This window comes from Pseudobutyrivibrio ruminis, from assembly GCF_015057245.1.
Taxonomy (GTDB): domain Bacteria; phylum Bacillota; class Clostridia; order Lachnospirales; family Lachnospiraceae; genus Pseudobutyrivibrio; species Pseudobutyrivibrio ruminis_E.
The window spans coordinates 216,705-232,497 of record NZ_SVET01000001.1 but is presented as its reverse complement, the minus strand read 5'-3'; the positions used below and the strand labels follow the sequence as shown (position 1 = coordinate 232,497).

At 36.8% G+C, this 15,793-nt stretch carries 14 protein-coding genes; 12 read left to right on the top strand and 2 right to left on the bottom strand.

Going from position 1 to position 15,793, the window contains the following annotated elements:
- Window positions 1-63: 63 nt before the first annotated feature.
- Entirely contained in the window at window positions 64-1,815 is a 1,752-nt protein-coding gene (locus E7274_RS01155; RefSeq protein WP_304173007.1) for a DUF6709 family protein, read from the bottom strand.
- Window positions 1,816-1,998: 183 nt separating this feature from the next.
- Here E7274_RS01155 and E7274_RS01150 point away from each other — a divergent pair, with 183 nt between their 5' ends.
- The 9 genes from E7274_RS01150 (at window position 1,999) to E7274_RS01110 (ending at window position 11,614) form a co-directional block, all read left to right on the top strand.
- Window positions 1,999-3,366: an MATE family efflux transporter gene (locus E7274_RS01150; protein ID WP_304173005.1), complete on the top strand. Its 1,368-nt coding sequence runs from the start codon at window positions 1,999-2,001 to the stop codon at window positions 3,364-3,366.
- Window position 3,367: 1 nt separating this feature from the next.
- The gene (locus tag E7274_RS01145; RefSeq protein ID WP_304173003.1) at window positions 3,368-4,171 is read left to right on the top strand and encodes an SDR family NAD(P)-dependent oxidoreductase; all 804 of its coding nucleotides are present in this window, start codon (window positions 3,368-3,370) and stop codon (window positions 4,169-4,171) included.
- A 9-nt stretch (window positions 4,172-4,180) separates the two neighbouring features.
- Entirely contained in the window at window positions 4,181-5,443 is a 1,263-nt protein-coding gene (locus tag E7274_RS01140) for an alpha/beta hydrolase family protein (protein WP_304173001.1), read from the top strand.
- Between the two features lie 138 nt (window positions 5,444-5,581).
- Entirely contained in the window at window positions 5,582-7,222 is a 1,641-nt protein-coding gene (locus tag E7274_RS01135) for an ABC transporter substrate-binding protein (RefSeq protein ID WP_304172999.1), read from the top strand.
- Window positions 7,223-7,274: 52 nt separating this feature from the next.
- Window positions 7,275-8,240: an ABC transporter permease gene (locus tag E7274_RS01130; protein ID WP_304172997.1), complete on the top strand. Its 966-nt coding sequence runs from the start codon at window positions 7,275-7,277 to the stop codon at window positions 8,238-8,240.
- Window positions 8,233-9,159, top strand: coding sequence for an ABC transporter permease (locus E7274_RS01125; RefSeq protein ID WP_304172995.1), 927 nt, complete (start codon window positions 8,233-8,235; stop codon window positions 9,157-9,159). The genes E7274_RS01130 and E7274_RS01125 overlap by 8 nt, the downstream gene beginning before the upstream one ends.
- A gap of 7 nt (window positions 9,160-9,166) precedes the next feature.
- Window positions 9,167-10,138 (top strand): ABC transporter ATP-binding protein, encoded by a 972-nt coding sequence (locus E7274_RS01120; RefSeq protein WP_304172993.1) that lies wholly within the window; start codon window positions 9,167-9,169, stop codon window positions 10,136-10,138.
- Window positions 10,139-10,140: 2 nt separating this feature from the next.
- Window positions 10,141-11,097 (top strand): ABC transporter ATP-binding protein, encoded by a 957-nt coding sequence (locus tag E7274_RS01115; protein WP_304172990.1) that lies wholly within the window; start codon window positions 10,141-10,143, stop codon window positions 11,095-11,097.
- Window positions 11,087-11,614 (top strand): hypothetical protein, encoded by a 528-nt coding sequence (locus E7274_RS01110; RefSeq protein WP_304172988.1) that lies wholly within the window; start codon window positions 11,087-11,089, stop codon window positions 11,612-11,614. Before E7274_RS01115 ends, E7274_RS01110 begins: the two co-directional genes overlap by 11 nt.
- 10 nt (window positions 11,615-11,624) lie before the next feature.
- Here the strand turns inward: E7274_RS01110 and E7274_RS01105 are convergent, their stop codons facing one another.
- Window positions 11,625-12,506 (bottom strand): LysR family transcriptional regulator, encoded by an 882-nt coding sequence (locus tag E7274_RS01105; protein ID WP_304172986.1) that lies wholly within the window; start codon window positions 12,504-12,506, stop codon window positions 11,625-11,627.
- Between the two features lie 121 nt (window positions 12,507-12,627).
- On the opposite strand from E7274_RS01105, the gene E7274_RS01100 reads away from it, so the two are divergent.
- Genes E7274_RS01100 through E7274_RS01090 form a run of 3 tightly spaced genes read left to right on the top strand, consistent with a single transcriptional unit; the run spans window position 12,628 to window position 15,779 of the window.
- Window positions 12,628-13,509, top strand: coding sequence for a DAPG hydrolase family protein (locus E7274_RS01100; protein ID WP_304172984.1), 882 nt, complete (start codon window positions 12,628-12,630; stop codon window positions 13,507-13,509).
- 27 nt (window positions 13,510-13,536) lie between these two features.
- On the top strand, window positions 13,537-14,919 hold the full coding sequence (locus E7274_RS01095; protein WP_304172982.1) for an MFS transporter: 1,383 nt from the start codon (window positions 13,537-13,539) through the stop codon (window positions 14,917-14,919).
- Between the two features lie 2 nt (window positions 14,920-14,921).
- Entirely contained in the window at window positions 14,922-15,779 is an 858-nt protein-coding gene (locus tag E7274_RS01090) for a DAPG hydrolase family protein (protein ID WP_304172980.1), read from the top strand.
- The last annotated feature ends 14 nt before the right edge of the window (window positions 15,780-15,793 follow it).

Genomic DNA, 15,793 nt, shown 5'->3' with positions numbered 1-15,793 from the left:
GGAGCTAATCACTCCCTCCTACTCGATTACAGTCTGAGGCGAGGCATTTAGCCTCGCCTATATTTATGCTCCCATTTTGTTTTGATTCTCTTCAGTGAATCCGAATAGTACATTTGAATTCTTTTGTTGTATTACTCTAAACACATCGTTAAGGATGGCGTTGTTTCGATCATTGGTATTTAGAGAGAGAATCGATACAGGACCAAATGTTTTGTTAAATACCGTGACACCAGAATTTACTATTCTTCCATACTGGCTTATATTGCTTGGATACATCCATGTGACATCTTTATAATTTATAAATAAAGAATCACTACTTAGATTGCTATTGTTTTTAAATAGCGAGAACGAATGAAGCATCACAATGTAATTCTCTGTAAGGAACAGGTTCTGTGGGTATCTACGGACTGTTGGAGCATCAAGTTCTTTTTCCATTTGTGCATAAGAAGCATCTGATAGATATCTTAATCTCTTTAGATACAATCTTGCTCTTACTAAATAATCGAATCCAAACCAGAGAAGAAATAGGGCAATCATACCAAAGATTATAGCATTAGTTCTAATTCTTTCTGCTGGGAATCCGCTTCCGTTATAGTTGCTTTGTACATGGAACAAGTAGTTGCCGTAAGTTGATTCATATTGTGCATAATCAAAAGCTGTTCCAGATTTTGACTCAAAATAATCTACCAGAAGATTTTTTACTTCAGAAGAAGGCTCTTCAAGATAGCCAATCATTGTGTAGACGCCATCGTTGTTAATAGCATTTTTGGCCTCGGAATACTGTGCGGAATCCATAATTGCGATGAAGCTAGATTCGTTTTCTACTACATAATAATTTACGTCATCATATGAGTAAATTAGTGATGGTGCTTGTGTTATTTCAAGCTGGGCAGCCTGATTATTCTTACCATTCGCAATACTATCCAAATTCGTTATGTTCATTCGGTCGGTTGAATCTCCGTTAGTAGCTGAGTAGTGCATGTTGTAAAGAAGCATTGAACCTGGTATTGCCGCGCAGATAACTATTCCAACAAAGCACAATATGGCTTTTTTTATCAAAGAACGATAGCCTGACTTGATTAATGGATGTGTAATTCTACGTTTTGCTTCGGATGTTGTTACCTGCTCTGTTAAAGGCTGATAATCGTATCCGGCTGGTATGATTGATTCATCAAAGCCAGAAAGTCTTTTCTTTCTATCATTGGCAATTGTTTTCAACAGGACAATAGTACATACAATACCAGCTAGGAAAAAGATTCCGCCGATAATTACAGATGACATTAAATCATCTACAGGTCTTGTGCTGATTTCAGCATATCTGATATAGAAATTATCATCTGTGATGCCTAAATTCTCCAAATCCTGCTTATACATGATGGCCAAATCGCTGTCATCATATATGGATCCTGCGCTTACTACAAGTGTCAGTGGATCAGATGTAAAACTATCTGTCTCGTAGTTTAAATAATCCCATGTTTCATCACATATTCTGTCAAGCTCAGCAGCAGTTTCTTCTTCGTCAGTAACAAGGATGGCAATTGAATTATCATCTAGCCATACTGCGTAATACCAGCTGTCAGGATTACCGCTTGGGCCTTCTGTCGCAAAACATTCAAAAACAGCATCAATTGTGATTTCATAATAACCATCATCAATATCTTCGTAGTTATTTTCTACGAGAGATGTGTTGTAATCCTGAAGACTTCCGTTGTTTTTTCTGATGAGTGTTTCTAAATCGCTGAGCATTGCAGCACCCATCATCAGCATGACAACGCATCCCAGGAATGGAAATAGACGTTTCTTGATTGTAAACATTATAAATTCCCCCTCTTAATGTTAGTTTACTTTACTACATTAAAGTATATTTAATATTATTTTTGATGGCAATGATAATTTTCTATTATTTCCGTTTCGGAAATAATGCCATGGGTAATAGAATTGATTGGCTAAGGAATCAGATGCTACTATGCTAGTGAGAAAAACAGGAGGCATAATAGAATGAGAGGAAACATAAAAGAAGAGAAAAAGCAGATGATGTTAAATGAGAATATTTTGACACTGCTTCCAAAGATGGCTGTGCCGACAATAATGGCTCAGCTTATAACTACAATCTATAATTTAGTTGATACATTTTTTGTAAGTACATTAGGCACAAATGCGACTGCAGCGGTTGGTGTAAATAGCTCCTTGGAAAGAATGATTACTTTAGTTGGTTCTTTGATTGGAGCAGGTGCTTGTAGCTATATAGCTAGATTGTTGGGTGCTAAAAAGGATGAACAAGCAAATAGAGTTTTGTCTACATCTTTCTTTAGTGGACTTGGATTAGGAATTGTATTTTTAGTTATCGGAAAAATAATAATTGGCGATTTGGTTTACTGGCTTGGTGCAACAGATGAGTGTGCCACATATTCAATGCAGTATGCTAATTACGTTTTATATGCTGCACCATTCATGATTGGTAGTTTTATATTAAACATGTGTCTGAGAAGTGAGGGCAGTGCTACGTATTCAATGATTGGAATATCATTTGGTGGTATATTGAACTGCTTTTTAGATCCTTTGTTTATTTACAAGTTTGGAATGGGGGTAGCCGGAGCTTCAATGGCCACAGCGATTTCTAAGTTTATTAGTTTCGTTATTCTTCTTGTTCCATATATCAGAAAGAGCAGTATTGTTGAATTATCTATTAAAAAGATTAAGTACATTTTTGAAGATATAAAAGAAGTTGTGTCAATTGGTTCGAGTTCGTTCTTCAGATCTCTTCTTACTGTGGCAGCGTCTATTGCAATTAATAGAGTTGCAGGTACTTACTCAACTGCAACTCTTGCAGCGTTGTCCGTATCAAACAGAGTTATGGAATTTCCATTTGCATTTATTCTTGGCTTTGGACAGGGATATCAGCCTGTTGTTGGTTTCAACTGGGGAGCCAAATCATGGAAGAGAGTTAAGGACAGCTATAAATATGGATGTGCGATGGCCGTTATCGGTTCAGTTATAATGGGTATTGCAATTTTCATTTTTGCGTCACCAATTATTCGTATATTTAATACAGAGGCAGATGCAGAGGTACTAAGACTTGGCTTGCTTTGCATAAGACTTCAGTGCTTTGGTTTGATTATTCATGCACTAAGTTCTCAGGTTAATATGTTCTACGCAGGTATCGGAAATGCGAAGCTTTCTATTGTTACAAACTTTGCCAGACAAGGATATTGCTTCTATCCAGTATTGCTAATTGCGCCATTATTAATGGGAGTTGAAGGTGTAGCTTCTACACAGGCAATTGCAGATTTGTTGAGTGCAGTTGTTATTATTCCTTTATATTTCCATGGTCATAAGTTGATTGATATAGCAAGTGAGGTGGGATGACATGTTTACTTTAAAAGGTAGAACTATGGTTATTACAGGTGGAGCTGGAAACAATGGTATGGCCATTGTAAATGCCGCCTTGGAAAATGGAATGAATGTTGCCCTTTTGTCGGGATTACATACTAAAGCACAAAAGGCTATTGCGGAAAAGATTCCGGAGAAATATCACGATAGAGTAATTGGACTAGCTCAAAATCCTAAAGCTAAGTGGGAGGAAAACTTGGCAGCTGCTCCTGAAATTTATACTAAGAATGAGCATATGAGTGATATTATCCGATACGTTTATGACTATTTTGGCAGTGTTGATGTAGTTGTTAATGCAAAGGGTGGTCATATTAGGTATGATTTTGAGCATACAGATAAAGAGATTTGGAGACATTCAATGGAGGTTGTAGAATCAGCCTTCGTAAATGCGAAGAATGCTTACGAGTTTTTGCTCGAAAGTAATGCACCACGAATTATTAATATAACAACTGCCGATGCAAGAAATGGTGGTTATTTCCATGACCCTTCATTTGCCGCCGCTAGAGGTGGCCTAGAGGCATTAACTTATGAGCTGGCAAAGGAGCTTGGTCCTAAAGGAATAACTACTAATTGCATATTGATTGGTCATTGCGAAGGGGATGTCCCTGCCGAGGATACATTGACTGATCAGCAGCGAGAACAAATGACAAAACAAATTCCAGTAGGTAGAATGATGGAACCTAAGGATTTGGTTGGAGCATTTTGTTTTCTTGCTAGTGAAGAATCGTCATTTGTTAATGGAGCAAGAATTGACGTTAATGGCGGATTAATTGTAGGCTAAGGAGAAATAATGACAGATATAAAGAGTTCTTTTATTAGAGTTACCAGACGTGTGCCTGGTGTTTTATATGAACCAGTGGATAAGAATGGTAAGGAAAAGATTGCAATTCTAACCATGCATTCAGATGAGGATTACCTTGATTTTTCGACTGGACCAGAATTGGCAAAGCGAGGATATACTGCCCTTAACGCAAATGTCATGAATAAGGAGGGAATTGTTTTCTCTCAACCAGAAAAAATGAAAGCAGTTAAGGCTGCAGTGGAGTATTTAAAGTCGTTGCCACAGGTAGAAAAGGTTATATTAATTGGACATAGCGGTGGCGGAACACTTATGAGCTGCTATCAAGCTATTGCCGAAAATGGACCTCAGATATTTCAGGGAGACAACATGATTTATCCATATCCGGATAATGACACTTTGCCAAAGGCAGACGGAATTATGTATTTGGATTCAAACTGGGGTAATGCCCTGATGCAATTGTTTAGTTTGGATCCTGCTGTAATGAAAGAGGGTATTGGAATAGATGTAGATGAAAGTCTAAGTTTGTTTTCTAAAGAAAATGGTTTTGACAGAGAGAATACCAGATATACTAAGGATTTTGTTCAACGTTTTCTCAAAGCACAAGGAGAAAGAAATAATAGACTTTTAGATGAAGCTCTTGATCGAAACGCTAACATAGACGCAGGTTTAGGATATTATAGTGATGATGAACCATTTATAATCACTGCGTCAGCTCAGGGCTTTTTCAATAATAAGCTATATGCCCAGGATAATAGCTTCTTTGCACACACAAAGGAGGAACATTTGCAGCTATACCCAAATGGAGAGAGAAAAAAAGAGATTATCTATTCTTTAAGAGGAGCTGATAATTTCAAGTCTCTCACAGATTCATTTTGGGAGGGAGCTAGATTTTTATCAGTTAAAACCTATCTGAATTCCTATGCAGTTCGAACTGAGCCTGACTATGGGTACAATGAGGACAGTTTATGGGGAGTAGATTTTGATTCTACCTATGCAAGTCCGATAGGTAATGTAAAACATATTTCTGTTCCAACTCTTGTGGTAGGAATGACAGCAGGTTGGGAGTATATTGCGTCAGAATCTATATATGATTCATGTGCTAGTAAGGATAAAAATATAGCATTTATCTATGGAGCAAATCATAAATTTGAACCTGCAAAGCATCTGGAAAAATATCCCGGTGAATTTGGAGATACCATCAAAATACTCTATGATTTTGTAGATGAATGGTTAAGTGAGGATCGCTTTTAAAGCGGTCCTTTTTTAATGCAATTATTAGTATTTCATAATTGGAAAAAATGTTGTTTTAAATGGAATTGATTGGGAAAGTACTCAGAAAATATAATCACATTAACGAAAAAATCTATCAATTTATTGGAGGGTTAAATAATGAGAAGAAAAAAATTTGTATCGTTATTAATTGCTGGAGCTCTTGCTACGGCATCATTTGTTGCATGTGGGAATGCAGATAATGGGGATTCTGCAGACACAGCCGAAACTACAACTAGTTCAGTTCAGGTAGATTCTGATACTGCTGTTGAAGCAACAACTCAGGCGGGGAAGGTAGTTGTTGCAGTTGATGATGATTCTTTTACCATTGGACCTTGGGGCAATGATTCATCAGTTAGAGATTGGACTGAACAAACTATTTGGGCTCATCTTTGCTACAGACCATTTATTGGTGCCATGCTTGAAAATGATGAACTTCAAATGTACGCAGCAAAGTCGGTAACAAAAGTAGATGACTCCACATATTCTGTTGAGCTTTACGACAATATTGTAGATAGTCAGGGAAATGCAATCACAGCTGCAGATGTTGTATTCAGTTATGACAAACTTGCAGAACTTGGTTTTGTTTCAGAGATTTCACTTTACTATGATAGCTCTGAAGTAACAGGCGATTATAGTCTTGATATTAAGTTAAAAGACTCATCAGAAGGTGCAATCGAGGCTGTTCTTTGTGACTGCTCAATTGCCAGCCAAGCATGGTATGAAAATGCTAGCGAAAATGAGATCAATTCAAATCCTGCAACAACAGGAGCTTATTATATTACAAACATGGAGACAGGTTCTTCAGTAACTCTTGAAGCTAAGGATGATTATTGGAAGTCAGAAAACAAAGCAGACGTTGAGTATCAGAACGTAAAGGAAATTGAAATTCGCTGTATTACAGAAGCATCTGCTAGAGCAATTGCACTTGAAAATGGTGAGATTGATATGGCTGAAATTTCTCAGGATGATATTTCTAGATTTGAAGATGCGTCAGCTTATAACACTACTAGATATTTAAATGCAATGAGCCAGTATTTGATTTTTAATACAAGCGAAGGAAATCCTTGTGCTGATGTAAATGTAAGAAAAGCTATTGCTTATGCATTTGATGCTTACACAATGTCTCTTACATCTGGTGAATGTGTAGTTAGTTATGATGTTGCTCCAAACCTTGCTCCAGATTATGTAGAGGCTTGGGATTCACAGGAATACTTTTCACGTGATTTAGAAAAAGCAAAAGAATACTTGGAAGCTGCTGGTTACAGCGATAGCAATCCACTTACAATTAGCATTCTTGTAACTTCACAGGCTCCACAGCAGCCATATGTAGCTTTACAGTCAATGCTTGCTGAAGCAGGCATTACACTGGAAATTGATGCTCAGGATAGAGCTGCAAGACAGGCTGTTCAGTCTGACCCAACAGCATGGGATATTTCAGAGTATTCAGATCAGGTAGTTGATTTTACTACAACATTCTGGAATGACTTATTTGGTGCAGAAGCAAATGGTGGTTTAACACAGGGATTCACAGATGATGAACAGCTTCAGGAATTACTCAAGGCTGCTATTGCAGATAGAAGCGAAGAGAACATGAATGCATTCCATGATTATGTTGTTGAGAATTGCTATATGGTAGGTCTTTACACAGAAACAAAAGCAATTGTAACAACATCTGGCATCACAAATATTTCTATTGAAAAATTAAATCCAGTAATAAACGCTATGACATTTGCAGATGATTATCAGTCTGTACAGTAAAAAAAATAACTCTTAGGGCGCAAGCCCTAAGAGGATTATAAGGAAAAAGAATATGGCTAAATATGTTTTGAAAAGATTGTTGATAATGATACCTACTCTTATAGCTGTAGGTGTGATTATGTTTACGCTTATGAATTTTGTACCCGGTGATCCTGCTCAGCTCGCCTTAGGCTCTGGCGTTCATACAGCAGCAGAAATAGAAGCAAAAAGAATAGCGTTAGGACTTGATAGACCATTTCTAGTTAGGTTATGGGAGTATATCACAAATATTTTTATGCATTTTGATTTTGGCAAATCTTTGATTGATGGTACAGATATTAAGTGGGAATTGATGACTAGATTTCCACACACAGCAAAAATTGCATTTTTCAGTATCATTCTTACTGTTGTAGTAGGACTTCCTCTTGGAATATATACAGCAGTACATGCAAATTCAATTGGTGATAGATTATCTTTGTTTATCACATTGCTATTTGATTGTATGCCAAGCTTTTGGACAGCACTTTTATTAGTTCTTTTATTTTCTTTGAAACTAAAGTGGTTTCCTTCATCAGGTAGTAAGTCACTTATCTATTTTGTATTACCTACAATTGCAAATTCTCTAGGTGGTCTTGCTGGATTTACCCGACAGGTTAGAGCGAGTATGTTGGAAGTTGTTCGTTCTGACTATGTTACTACAGCTCGTTCTAAAGGCTTACCAGAAAAGGATGTTATTTATGGTCATGCACTTCCTAATGCTTTGATACCTATCCTTACAGTTATTGGTATGAGATTTGGTTCAATGTTAGGCGGAGCCACAATTATCGAAGTTGTTTTCTCTATTCCTGGAATAGGTCAGTATCTCGTTAATAGTATTAATAACAGAGACTATAATGCATGTACTGGCGGCATTATTTTTATCGCATTTACGTTTGCGATAATTATGCTACTTACAGATTTGATGTACGCATTTGCTGATCCAAGAATAAAGGCACAGTATGTATCTGCAAATAGAAATAAGGAGAAGAAAAATGGCTGATGAATTAAAGAGACATAATAAAAAAATACATGGCCATGGAAAAAATAAAAAGAGACATCATATCGATGCAAGTATAAAACCTGGCTCATGGAAATATATTTGGAGCAGTGTATCACATAATAAGGGGGCTGTTTTTGGCATTGCATTTTTAGTATTTATTATTGTGCTGTCGTTAATTTCTCCATATATCTGTAGATATAGCTATTCAGCAACAGACTTCGTAAATATGAAATCTTGGCCTAGCCTGAATCATTTATTTGGTACAGATGACTTAGGTAGAGATATTCTATCGAGAGTTTTATATGGAGCAAGATACACTCTTGTTATTGGTATTTTATCTACTTTGCTTTCAGCTATTTTAGGTATCGTTATGGGAGCGGTGGCTGGATATTTCGGCGGTATTGTTGACTCGGCCCTTATGAGATTTTTGGATATTTTCCAAGCATTCCCTTCTTTGGTTTTAGCTATGGCATTCTGTGCAGTGTTTGGTACGGGAGTGGATAAATGTATTTTAGCTCTTGGAATTACAGGTATTCCTGGATTTGCCCGACTTATGAGAGCCAATATTTTGCGAATCAGAAATATGGAGTACATAGAATCTGCTACAACAATCAATTGTCCTACATGGAAAATCATAGCAAATCATATTATTCCAAATGCTATTTCACCAATCATTGTAGAAGTAGCAATGAGTATAAGCCGAAATGGTTTAGCATCTTCTTCGTTAAGCTTTTTAGGTTTGGGCGTGCAAGAACCAAAACCTGAGTGGGGCCAAATGCTTGCAGCTACTAGAAACTATATTAGAGATAACTCTTACATGGTTATTATCCCAGGTATTTTTATTGTTCTAACAGTCCTGAGTTTTAACCTCTTAGGAGATGCATTTAGAGATGCATTGGACCCAAATTTCAAGGAGTAATAATGTTATGGCAGAGAATTTTTTTGAAATAAAAGATTTAACAGTAAAATATCATTCCGGAAATTCTATCATTCATGCAGTCAATGATGTGTCGATTGTGCTTAATGAAGGTGAGACTTTAGGATTGGTAGGAGAGACAGGTGCAGGTAAAACTACAATTGCCAAAAGTGTATTAAGAATATTGCCAGAGAATTCAGTGGAAAGCTTAGAAGGAAGTATTCTTTACAACGGTGAAAACATTCTAGAAATGGAGGATAAAAAGCTTCAGTCATTACGAGGAAAATCTATTTCTATGATTTTTCAGGATCCGATGACAGCTTTAAACCCAGTAAAGACCGTTATATCTCAAATATCAGAGGGATATAAATTACACCATAATTGTAGTAGAGCGGAGGCGGATAAAAGGGCTATTGAAATGTTGGAGTTGGTTGGTATCAGCGCAGATCGTGCGGAGCAATTCCCTCATCAATTTTCTGGAGGTATGAAGCAAAGAGTTGTCATTGCTTTAGCGCTTGCTTGCTCGCCTAAACTTTTACTTGCAGATGAACCTACAACTGCCTTGGATGTAACTATTCAGGCACAGGTGCTGGACTTAATAAAGGATTTAAAGAACAAGTTTAATACAGCAATGATTTTGATTACACACGACCTTGGTGTAGTAGCCCAGGTCTGTGACAAAGTAGCAGTAATTTATGCTGGTAGAATAGTTGAAAGCGGAACTTTGGCGGATGTCTATGACAATCCTTCACATCCATACACTAGGGGATTATTTGCAGCACTTCCTGACTTAGATAATGATGTAGAGCGATTATCGCCAATTGAAGGATTACCTCCTGATCCATCAGAAATTCGTGATGGTTGTGACTTTAAGGAACGATGTCCTTATAAATGTCACGGCTGTGATAGATACGATAATGAAATGATAGAGGTGACACCGGGACATTTTACTCGATGTTGGCGATGCAATAAGGGGGAATGATTTTGGCAACACTATTAGAGACTAAAAATTTAAAGAAATATTTTAAGGCTAATGCAGGAATGGTTCATGCTGTAGATGATGTTTCATTTTCTGTTGAAGAAGGAACTACCCTTGGATTAGTTGGAGAATCCGGTTGTGGAAAATCTACCCTTGGTAGAACTTTGATTCATTTGAATGAAAGTACTGATGGTCAAATTATTTTTGCCGGTAAAGACGTAACGAAATTGAATAGAAAAGAGATGAAGGAATATCGTAAAAACGTACAAATGATATTCCAGGATCCTTATTCTTCAATTGATCCAAGACAAACCATAGAAGACACCATTATGGAACCTTTAAAGCTAGAAGGGGAGTTATCAAAAGAAGAAATTATCAAACGTACAAAAGAACTAATGGAGATTGTTGGAATCGAGAAACGTCTTCGTATGTCTTACCCTCATGAGCTTGATGGAGGAAGAAGACAGCGTGTTGGAATCGCAAGGGCTCTTGCCCTTAATCCTAAGTTTATCGTTTGTGATGAGCCAGTATCTGCTTTGGATGTTTCTATTCAAGCTCAGATACTAAACCTACTTATGGATCTGCAAAGAGATTTGGGATTAACATATTTGTTTATTACCCATGACATGTCTGTCGTAAAGCATATTTCGAAAGATATATGTGTAATGTATTTAGGCCAAATGGTTGAGAAGTGTGATAGAAATGAGTTGTTTGCACATCCATTTCATCCTTATACAAAGGCGCTTTTATCAGCCATACCCACAACTGATATTCATAATAAAAAGCAGCGAATTATTTTAAAAGGGGAAATCAAATCTCCAATAAATCCAGGCCCAGGTTGTAGGTTTGCATCAAGATGTCCTTATGCAGATGAGTCCTGCAAATGTAGCGTCGCACTACAAGAGGTTGGAGACAATCATTTCGTTGCATGTAATAAAGTAAAGGAAATTAATGGACTTTAAAATGAAAACTCTAAAAGACTATTTTGAAGAGGAGTATGAGGCTTATGAAGAACCTGCTGACAACAAAAGAGGGTTCAAAATCAAATATAAGTATGTTGGGCCATTGTACTCGTTTAATTTAACGAAGAGAGAAGTGCAAATAATAAAAATGAAAATGACGTTATGTCTTTTAATTAGTGGCGTCTTAGTACTAGCAGGATCTTTTCAAAACAGAGAAATCAATTATTACAGTGTATCTGCAGCGCTTGCCGCCATATCAATGGCGACACTTCTCTTCGAAATAATTGGAGTTGTCGGTTTTTTATTGAAGAAAGAAGTGATAAGGAAACAGGATTATAATCAGCTAGAATTTTTGCTTAAAATAATACCTGCTATTAATGCTAGTTTGCTTATTGCGGCAATGATATTAGGAATTAATAAAGATGCTTTTGTGGCCATTTTATATGGCGCATCAGGGGGCTTTTCTCTGGGAATAATCCATGTTTACAAAATGATTAGGTACGAAAAAAGGTGGTAGAAATACCACCTTAATTGTTATCTAAAAGAAAGTTTATAAATGTTGCTTTTGCTCCGGTAGGCTTTGATTTACCTTTATAAAGCATGTATACAAAGGATTCTATTTTTGGAACAAATTTTAATATCTTAATACCATAGCTATTCATAGGTATTCTGTTGTATGGCAGGGCAGTAATGCAATCGCCATTTTCTACGAATTTTACAGCACTTGAAGTAAAAGACACCTTCGAAGCAATCTTTATTTCGGCATTGTTCTCCTCAAATAATTTTAATAGCTGTCTGGTTGAATTTTGCATTCCACCACTTGAATTAGTGTGTAATACAAATTTTTCGTCTTTTATATCTTCAAACGAAACTGTTTCTTTTTGAGCAAGCGGATGCTTTTCAGGTACTACAATAGCAATCTCATCATTTTGATAGATTAATTTTGTTAATCTAGGATCAATAGCATCATTGTCGGTAGCAAAGGCAAAATCGCATTCACCATTTCTTAGTTCATCTGTAACACGCTTTTGCTCAGATAATTCCACCTCTATTTCTGGATGCTTTTTTTGAAAGTATGAAAGCACATCAATGAGTCCGTAATGAGATGTAGATGGGGTGAAATATACTTTAAGGGTGTTGCTACGAGTTTTACCAATCTTTTCAAGTTCAGCTCGTCCATCTGCGTCCAGCTTAATGATTTGAGTTGCATATTCATAGTAGGCTTCACTGTATTCATTTAGAGAAACCAGTCGTGTTGAACGATTGAAGAGGGGATAACCTAATTCTTCTTCAAGTTTATGAATATGCTTGGTTAGTGAAGACTGGGAGATATGAAGATCCTCGGCAGTCTCTTGAAAACTGCATGTTTCGTATAGTGAAACAAATTCTTTTAGTATATCGATTTCCATAACAAAACCTCTTATTTATTCCGTCTTGGAATAAATTGTATTTTAACCTGAATTGATTGTCAACACTCTGGGCTCCTATAATTAGCTTACAAAATAACAAACGACTAGAGAGGAGAATAAAATGTTTGTAGAAATTCCAAAAGAAACATTTGAAACGGATGATAAGAGTATTATCAATACTAGACAAAAATTATTTCCAGAAGAGGAAAAAATGCCTCTTGCCAAATACTTTTACAAATATCCTTTGCATTATCCAAATCCGGTGGAAATGCAAATTATCAATCAGATGAATCCAATTGATCCTAAGGATGCTATTCAGCCAGAAAACTTTATGGATCTGTTAAAGCCTTATGGCTACGATAAATATGAGTTGGGTTACTGCATGTTTCCTGATGGTTCAGGTTATGTCGCAACATACCGTGTAAGACCACCTCATATTACAGCAGAAATGGAAAGATGGTATAGAAACTGGAGAAATCTGAAATCTAAAAGCATGGTACCAGGTCATGGAAATTTGAGATATAAGATTTGGAACTATGCAGATCATTTTGATCATTATTATGTAAACTGGGAAAACGGTAAAGAAGGTATTCACACAACAGAAAGTCTCGATTTAGGCCAGGGAGACAGAATGTATGACACTATCAGACACGAGTTTCCATTATCTGATTTTGGTTTGACAGACGAGAAACTTCAGGAGCTTAAAGATGCTGGATGCATGGTTAATAGCTGGGGCTCATATGAAACATTTGATGAACCAGGAACTCATTTATGTTTGTCATACTCAAGACCATGTCCTTTGGGCGGTGTTGAAACAAGAAGCAGAGAATGGATTGGCTGGAAGCCAGTTAATGGCAAGTTAGTGAGAGATGAAAAGACATATTGTACAGAAGAATATTTGAAGAAAGTAGTTATTCATACATTAGTTGAATGGGAACATTTATATACATTCTTACCAGAATTATATGCTGAGTACAAAGACCAGCCAATGGATGCAGACTAGAATTTTATAGGATAGAGGGTTTTAGAAATGGGGAATAAACCGTTTGGAAAGAAAGATCAAATAGGATATTTATTTGGAAATTTAGCAGGTGATTTTACATTTACATTGTGTTCAGGCTTCATGCTTAAGTTTTACACAGATGTAATGGGAGTAGATGCATATGTAGTAGGTATACTCATGATGGTGGCTCAGGTGCTTGATGCTTTTACTGACATTGGGATGGGACAATTAGTTGATAGAACACCAGCCACAAAAGATGGAAAGTTTAGACCTTGGATTCGTCGTATTGCAGGTCCAGTAGCATTAACAAGTTTTCTTATGTATGCTTCATGGTTTGCAAATGCAAGTATGACATTCAAGATTGTGTGGATGTTTGTAACGTATCTGCTTTACTGCAGTATTTTCTACACCATGATAATCATTCCATATGGATCTATGGCATCTGCAATTTCTGATGAGCCAGTTCATAGAGCAATTCTTTCGAACTGGAGACACATTGGTGGAACACTTGCAATGACTTTTATCAATGTAATTATGCCAATAGCAGTTTACTACACTAACGAGGACGGACAGGAAGTATTTTCAGGAACAAGAATGTCAATCGCAGCTTTATGCTTTTCAATTGCGGCATTTGTTTTGTATATGTGCTGTTACTTAATGACAACAGAACGAGTTCAGGTTCCACAGACTACAAAGAAATTTAGCTTTAAAGATTTTGCTGATGAGCTTCTTAAGAACAGAGCAATGATTGGAATTATACTTATGATTCTTTTACAGGAAGCAGCTAACAGTGGTTTCCATGGAATGAGTTCTTACATTTTCCCAAATTACTTTGGAAGTGCTGCTTCACAGTCTGTAAGTAGTGTAATGGAAACAATTATAACTCTTGTTATTGCATGCTTTGTAGTTCATCTTGTAGCAAAAATTGGAAAGAAAGAAGTAACAATTATAGGAGCAGTTGTAGCAGCGGCATCATTACTTTTGGCTTTTATTGTACATACAAGTAACGTTACTATTTGGTTATTATTCTATGCATGCGTAACTGTAGGACTTGCATTAATAAATCCAATGGCATTTGCACTTGTAACTGATATTGTTGATGACACAGAAGTTAGAACTGGAAAAAGAGTCGATGGCGCAATCTATGGTTTTTACAGCTTTGCTAGAAAGTTTGGTCAGGCTCTTTCATCAGGAATCAGAGGAATCATGCTTAGTGTTATCGGCTACACGGCTGCAACAGCATTTGATAATGATGTTGTAAACAATATTTATAATGTCACATGCATAGTTCCTATGGTTGGATTCGCTCTTATGGCGTTAGTTGTTGGTGTGGTTTATCCACTAAATAAAAGGAAAGTTGAAGAAAACGTTGCTATTTTACATGCACGTAGAAATCGACAAGGAGATTAATTATGAATAAAGAAGCATTAAAGGCATATGCCTTTGAAGTTCCAGAATTATCACCAGAAGAAAAAAATCTTCCTTCTTCAAAGTTTTATACAGATTATCCACTATTTAAGCCTAATCCATTACAGCAGCAGATTCTTGATGCTGGTCCAATGGATGTGAAATATGCAATTCCAGTAGAACATTGGTTAGACTGGATCTCTCCAACTGGTTATCCAGAAGTGGTTTATGGATACACTATGATGCCAGATGGAAGTGGATTTTACATTGAATATTCAACCACTGCACCAACATGGCAGGGGGCTTGGAGAAGATGGTATGGCAAATGGTACAACCAGTATTCGAAGAGCATGCCAAAGGGGCATGGAAATCTTAGATATAAAATCTGGAATCCAATTGATCACTGGGATCATAAATTCGTCAACGGAGAAAATGATAAAGACGGAGTATGGTCTGTAGAGACTCTAGATCTTGGAAAGACAGGAGATGCAAGCAAAGGAATCGCAGCCGTATCTCATAAAATTGATCTTTTAGAGTATGGCATGACAAAAGAACGTCTAGAAGAACTTGAAGCTGCTGACTGTCGTGTAGAAGCATGCTGGGAAGAATTTGATGGACCAGGACATCATCTGGTACTTCGTTTTAGTCGTCCATGTCCACTTGGTGGAAGAGAAAGCATTAATTGTGAATGGATGGGGTATTATCCAATTGATGGCAAGATTGTTAGAGACGCTGAAACACCAGTAGATGAGGAATATCTTAAAAATGTGCTCACACACAATACTATAGAGAGAGCTCATTTAGCGCAGGTATTACCTGATTTATATGAGGCTTATCACGACCTGCCTATGGATGAGGATTAAAAAATAGAAAGGAG

Bases quoted from the DNA above. Each gene is read 5' to 3' on its own strand.
- E7274_RS01155 (WP_304173007.1), bottom strand. From the start codon at position 1,815: ATGTTTACAATCAAGAAACGTCTATTTCCATTCCTGGGATGCGTTGTC.
- E7274_RS01150 (WP_304173005.1), top strand. From the start codon at position 1,999: ATGAGAGGAAACATAAAAGAAGAGAAAAAGCAGATGATGTTAAATGAG.
- E7274_RS01145 (WP_304173003.1), top strand. From the start codon at position 3,368: ATGTTTACTTTAAAAGGTAGAACTATGGTTATTACAGGTGGAGCTGGA.
- E7274_RS01140 (WP_304173001.1), top strand. From the start codon at position 4,181: ATGACAGATATAAAGAGTTCTTTTATTAGAGTTACCAGACGTGTGCCT.
- E7274_RS01135 (WP_304172999.1), top strand. From the start codon at position 5,582: ATGAGAAGAAAAAAATTTGTATCGTTATTAATTGCTGGAGCTCTTGCT.
- E7274_RS01130 (WP_304172997.1), top strand. From the start codon at position 7,275: ATGGCTAAATATGTTTTGAAAAGATTGTTGATAATGATACCTACTCTT.
- E7274_RS01125 (WP_304172995.1), top strand. From the start codon at position 8,233: ATGGCTGATGAATTAAAGAGACATAATAAAAAAATACATGGCCATGGA.
- E7274_RS01120 (WP_304172993.1), top strand. From the start codon at position 9,167: ATGGCAGAGAATTTTTTTGAAATAAAAGATTTAACAGTAAAATATCAT.
- E7274_RS01110 (WP_304172988.1), top strand. From the start codon at position 11,087: ATGGACTTTAAAATGAAAACTCTAAAAGACTATTTTGAAGAGGAGTAT.
- E7274_RS01105 (WP_304172986.1), bottom strand. From the start codon at position 12,506: ATGGAAATCGATATACTAAAAGAATTTGTTTCACTATACGAAACATGC.
- E7274_RS01100 (WP_304172984.1), top strand. From the start codon at position 12,628: ATGTTTGTAGAAATTCCAAAAGAAACATTTGAAACGGATGATAAGAGT.
- E7274_RS01095 (WP_304172982.1), top strand. From the start codon at position 13,537: ATGGGGAATAAACCGTTTGGAAAGAAAGATCAAATAGGATATTTATTT.
- E7274_RS01090 (WP_304172980.1), top strand. From the start codon at position 14,922: ATGAATAAAGAAGCATTAAAGGCATATGCCTTTGAAGTTCCAGAATTA.